Source organism: Streptomyces sp. NPDC101225 (assembly GCF_044767585.1).
Taxonomy (GTDB): domain Bacteria; phylum Actinomycetota; class Actinomycetes; order Streptomycetales; family Streptomycetaceae; genus Streptomyces.
The window spans coordinates 1-5,205 of the sequence record NZ_JBIWOE010000091.1; the positions used below are offsets into that span (position 1 = coordinate 1).

General features: G+C 72.8%; 5 protein-coding genes and 1 pseudogene. 4 read left to right on the top strand and 2 right to left on the bottom strand.

The window, feature by feature from the left end; genetic code table 11:
• Window positions 1-131 precede the first annotated feature (131 nt).
• Entirely contained in the window at window positions 132-530 is a 399-nt protein-coding gene (locus ACIRPX_RS45735; RefSeq protein WP_404206105.1) for a RidA family protein, read from the bottom strand.
• Window positions 527-1,696: an acyl-CoA dehydrogenase family protein gene (locus tag ACIRPX_RS45740; protein ID WP_404206106.1), complete on the bottom strand. Its 1,170-nt coding sequence runs from the start codon at window positions 1,694-1,696 to the stop codon at window positions 527-529. The genes ACIRPX_RS45735 and ACIRPX_RS45740 overlap by 4 nt, the downstream gene beginning before the upstream one ends.
• A gap of 279 nt (window positions 1,697-1,975) precedes the next feature.
• On the opposite strand from ACIRPX_RS45740, the gene ACIRPX_RS45745 reads away from it, so the two are divergent.
• From ACIRPX_RS45745 to ACIRPX_RS45760, 4 genes and pseudogenes are all read left to right on the top strand, one after another.
• Window positions 1,976-3,592: an AMP-binding protein gene (locus ACIRPX_RS45745; protein WP_404206107.1), complete on the top strand. Its 1,617-nt coding sequence runs from the start codon at window positions 1,976-1,978 to the stop codon at window positions 3,590-3,592.
• 15 nt (window positions 3,593-3,607) lie between these two features.
• Window positions 3,608-4,420 carry a PaaX family transcriptional regulator C-terminal domain-containing protein gene (locus ACIRPX_RS45750; protein ID WP_404206108.1) on the top strand — a complete coding sequence of 271 codons (813 nt, stop codon included), beginning with the start codon at window positions 3,608-3,610 and terminating at the stop codon, window positions 4,418-4,420.
• Window positions 4,421-4,535: 115 nt separating this feature from the next.
• On the top strand, window positions 4,536-5,087 hold the full coding sequence (gene cysC / locus ACIRPX_RS45755; RefSeq protein WP_404206109.1) for an adenylyl-sulfate kinase: 552 nt from the start codon (window positions 4,536-4,538) through the stop codon (window positions 5,085-5,087).
• Window positions 5,084-5,205, top strand: a pseudogene (locus tag ACIRPX_RS45760) (sulfate adenylyltransferase small subunit); the annotation flags it as partial. The gene cysC and the pseudogene ACIRPX_RS45760, both read left to right, overlap by 4 nt.

Below are 5,205 nucleotides of genomic sequence, written 5' to 3' on the forward strand. Positions count from 1 at the left end.
TCCGCCGACTGATCAACCTCGGACTCACTCACACTGGCGGCAGCTGGCAAATCACCCCGGCCACCGCATAGCGAACAGGGGCTGCCCGGCCTACGACCGGACAGCCCCTCACCAAGATCTTCATGAGCCTTCTAGGGCAGCACGGCGAACCCGTCGAGTTCCACCATCGCCCGCTCGTCCCACAGGCGCACGGCTCCGACGACGGCCATCGCCGGATAGTCGCGGCCCGCCGACTCCCGCCAGATGCGGCCCAGTTCGGGCGCGTGGACGCGATAGGCGGCGACATCGGTGGCGTAGACGGTGACCCGGGCGAGATCGGCCGGGGTACCGCCCGCCGCGCGCAGGGCCGTGAGGAGATTGGCCAGCGCCCGCCGGAACTGCTCGGGCAGGGTGTCGCCGACGACCTTGCCGTCCGCGTCGAGAGCCGTCTGGCCGGCCAGGAAGACCACCCGGGAGCCGGTGGCGACGACGGCGTGCGAGAAGCCGGTCGCCGGGGAGAGTTCGGGCGGGTTGACGCGCTCGGTGCTCACTGCGGTTCCTCCACTGCCTCCATGTCGCGGTACAGCTCCTTGGCGATGATGCCGCGTTGGACCTCGCTCGCCCCTTCGTAGATGCGCGGGGCGCGCACCTCCCGGTACAGGTGCTCCAGGAGATGGCCGCGGCGCAGGGCGCGGGCGCCGTGCAACTGGACGGCCCTGTCGACGACGTACTGCGCGGTCTCGGTGGCGAGCAGCTTCGCCATCGCCGCGCGCCGGGGGACGCCGGGGGCGCCCTCGTCGTACGCCGTCGCCGCCGCGTGGACCATGAGGCGGGCGGCGTCGGTGCGCATGGCCATCTCGGCGACCTGGTGGGCGACGGCCTGCAGGTCCTTCAGCTTGCCGCCGAACGCGTCCCGCCGGGACGTGTGCGCCAGGGTCGCGTCGAGCGCCGCCTGCGCCATGCCCACCGCGAACGCGCCGACGCTGGGGCGGAACTGGTTCAGCGTCCCCATGGCGACCCGGAACCCGCGGTCCACCTCGCCGAGCACGTCGTCCGCCGTGACGGGCACCGCGTCGAAGCCGAGGGCACCGATGGGGTGCGGCGAGAGCATGTCGAGGGCCGTGCCGGTGAGCCCGGGCCGGCCGGCGGGGACCAGGAAGGCGGTCACCCCCCGCGCGCCCACGCCGGGGGTGGTCCGGGCGAAGACGGTGTAGAAGTCGGCCTCGGGCGCGTTGGAGATCCAGCACTTCTCGCCGGTGAGCCGCCAGCCGGCCGGGCCGTCGGGTTCGGCCGTGACGGACCCCTCGGACTCCGGTTCGGCACGCAGCTCCAGCGCCCCCGCGTCGGAGCCCGCGCCCGGTTCGGTCAGCGCGAAGGCCGCCACCGCCGTACCGTCGGCGACCTTCGGCAGCCAGCGGCCGCGCTGGGCCGGGGTGCCGCAGGCGTGCACCGGATGCGCGCCGAGTCCCTGCAGGGCGAGGGCGGTCTCGGCCTCCGTGCAGGCGTACGCCAGGGACTCCCGCATCAGGCAGAGGTCCAGGGCGCCCGAGGTGAACAGCCGCCCCAGGAGCCCGAGCCGGCCCAGTTCCGCGACGAGCGCGCGGTTGACGTGCCCCGGTTCGCCCTTCTCGGCGAGCGGGCGCAACCGCTCCGCCGCCAGGGTGCGCAGTTCGCCGCACCAGGCGATCTGCTCCGGTTCGAGCGAGAATGCGGGCATTGCCGGTCCCCTCTCCTCAGCGCCTCCCCCCGACCGTATCGCGTACCGTTGACTGTCGTCACCAACACGATACGCTCAGAGCGCTGGGGGTCTGTCTTCCGGATCAGGCCGGCTGCAGGGAACCGCGCAGCGTTGCCGACCGACGACAACGCGGCTGGGGTCCCCCCACGCCCTTGAGGCGGTGGGGGAGTGCGTGCCAGACCCCGCGACGCCGGGCCGATCCGGAAGCCAGGCCCCAGGCCCACCACGACGGCCAGAACGGCAAGGGGGCGCACCGCCATGAACCTCTCGGCCCACGTCGACACCTTCGCGCGCGACCACCTCCCGCCGCCCGAGGACTGGCCCGAACTCTGCTTCGATCTGCCCGAACTGCATTACCCCGATCGGCTGAACTGCGCCGCCGAGCTGCTGGACCACGCCGACCCCGCCCGCCCGGTGTTCCACACGCCCGCGGGCCCGTCCTGGACGTACGGCGAGCTGCGCGCCCGCGTCGACCGCGTCGCGCACGTCCTCACCCGCGATCTCGGCGTCGTCCCCGGCAACCGCGTCCTGCTGCGCGGCCCGACCACGCCCTGGCTGGCGGCCTGCTGGCTGGCGGTGCTGAAGGCGGGCGCGGTCGCGGTCACCGTGCTCGCCCAGCAGCGCCCGCACGAGCTGAGCACGGTGTGCGGGATCGCCGAGGTGCGGCACGCGCTGTGCGACATACGCGCCGTGGACGACCTGGCGAAGGCCGAGATACCCGGCCTGCGGATCACCACGTACGGCGGCGACGCCCCCGACGACCTGCTGCGCCGCCCGGCGCCCGAGACCCCGTACCCGGCCGTCGACACCGCGGCCGACGACGTCGCGCTCATCGCGTTCACCTCCGGCACGACCGGCCGCCCCAAGGGCTGCATGCACTTCCACCGGGACGTACTGGCGATCGCCGACACCTTCTCGCGGCATGTCCTCAAGCCCCGCGCGGACGACGTCTTCGCGGGCAGCCCGCCGCTCGGCTTCACCTTCGGGCTCGGCGGTCTGGTCGTCTTCCCGATGCGGGCCGGCGCCAGTGCGCTCCTGCTCGAACAGGCCCACCCCAAGCAGTTGCTGGCGGCGATCGCCGAGCACCGGGTCTCCGTGGTGTTCACCGCACCGACCGCCTACCGCGCGATGCTGGAGGAGCTCGACACCCATGCGGTCGCGTCACTGCGCCGCTGTGTCTCGGCCGGCGAGAACCTGCCCGCCGCCACCTGGCAGGCCTGGTACGACCGAACCGGGCTGCGCATCATCAACGGCATAGGCGCCACCGAGCTGTTGCACATCTTCATCTCCGCGGCCGACGAGCACATCAGACCGGGGACGACGGGCACGGCCGTGCCGGGCTGGCGGGCGCGGGTGCAGGACGAGAACGGCAACCCCGTGCCCGAGGGCGAGCCGGGACTGCTCGCCGTGCGCGGCCCGGTCGGCTGCCGCTACCTCACCGACCCGCGGCAGCACGTCTACGTGCGCGCCGGCTGGAACATCACCGGCGACACGTACGTCCGCGACGGCGACGGCTACTTCCGCTACGTCGCCCGCGCCGACGACATGATCATCTCGGCCGGGTACAACATCGCGGGTCCCGAGGTCGAGGACGCGCTGCTGCGCCATCCGGAGGTGGTGGAGGCCGCCGTCGTGGGGCGGCCGGACGAGGCGCGCGGGCAGGTGGTCGTGGCGTACGCCGTGCTCAAGGAGGGGGCCGAGCGGGACACCGAGGCCCTGCGCGCCTTCGTCAAGTCCGAGCTGGCGCCGTACAAATGCCCCCGCGAGATCGTCTTCCTGGACGCGCTGCCGCGCACCGCGACCGGCAAGCTCCAGCGCTTCCGGTTGCGCAGCGAACGGGACGTCGAACGGGAAACCGATGGTGACCAGCACTGATGCCGACGACCTAAGATGATCAACGTGTCCGACCAGCATGCACCACGGTCTCTCATCGTCACGCTCTACGGCGCCTACGGCCGGTTCGCCGAGGGCCCCGTGCCCGTGGCCGAACTGATCCGCCTGCTGGCCGCGGTCGGCGTGGACGCCCCCTCGGTCCGCTCGTCGGTGTCCCGGCTCAAACGCCGCGGCCTGCTGGTGCCGGCCCGCACGGCCCAGGGCGCCGCCGGGTACGCACTCTCGCCGGACGCCCGCCAGCTGCTCGACGACGGGGACCGGCGCATCTACGCCGTGACGCCGCCCGAGGACGAGGGCTGGGTGCTCGCGGTGTTCTCCGTGCCGGAGTCGGAGCGGCAGAAGCGGCACGTGCTGCGGTCCCGGCTGGCCGGGCTCGGCTTCGGCACGGCCACCCCGGGGGTGTGGATCGCTCCCGCGGGGCTGTACGAGGAGACCCGGCACACGCTCCAGCGGCTGCGCCTCGACCCGTACGTCGATCTCTTCCGCGGCGAGCACCTCGGATTCGCGGCGACCGCGGAGGCGGTGGCCCGCTGGTGGGACCTGGCCGCGATCGCCAAGGAGCACGAGGCGTTCCTGGACCGGCACGGGCCCGTGCTGCAGGGGTGGGAGCACCGGACGGACACCTCGCCCGAGGACGCCTACCGCGACTACCTTCTCGCCCTGGACTCCTGGCGCCACCTCCCCTACGCCGACCCGGGCCTGCCCGCCCGCCTGCTGCCCGAGGACTGGCCGGGGGTCCGCTCGGCGGCCGTCTTCCGGGGGCTGCACGCGCGGCTCAGGGACGCGGGAGCCGAGTTCGCGGGCGTGTGATCTCAGACACAACTCACGTCCCTCACGGAACCCTCAGCTTCTTCTATCGCTCTTCTCAAGTTTCTTACCTAGGGTGCCTTGGAGCCTCCCAAGGTAAGAAAAGAGGAAGTTGCGCATGACGACCACGGCACGGGCTCAGGGAGCCACTGTCTGGCTCACCGGACTGCCGAGCGCGGGCAAGACCACGATCGCCCGCCTCCTCGGCGAACGCCTGAAGGCCGAGGGACATCGTGTGGAAGTCCTCGACGGCGACGAGGTGCGCCGCTTCCTCTCCGCGGGCCTCGGCTTCTCCCGCGAGGACCGCAACACCAACGTGCAGCGCATCGGCCTCGTCTCCGAGGTCCTCGCACGCAACGGCGTGCTCTCCGTCGTCCCGGTCATCGCGCCGTACGCGGACAGCCGCGAGGCGGTGCGGGCGCGGCACGCCGCCAGCGCGACGCCGTACTTCGAGGTGCACGTCGCCACACCGGTCCAGGTGTGCAGCGAGCGGGACGTGAAGGGGCTGTACGCCCGGCAGGCCGCGGGCCAACTGGTGGGGCTGACGGGGGTCGACGATCCCTACGAGCCGCCGGTGGACCCGGATCTGGTGCTGCCGACGCAGCACCAGACGCCGCAGGAGTCCGCGGACGCGGTGCACGCCGTGCTGGCGAAGCGGGGGCTGGTGTGAGCGCGGCGCCGCGTGGTTTCACGCTCTCGCACCTGGACGCGCTGGAGTCCGAGGCGGTGCACATCTTCCGCGAGGTGGCGGGTGAGTTCGAGCGGCCGGTGATCCTCTTCTCCGGCGG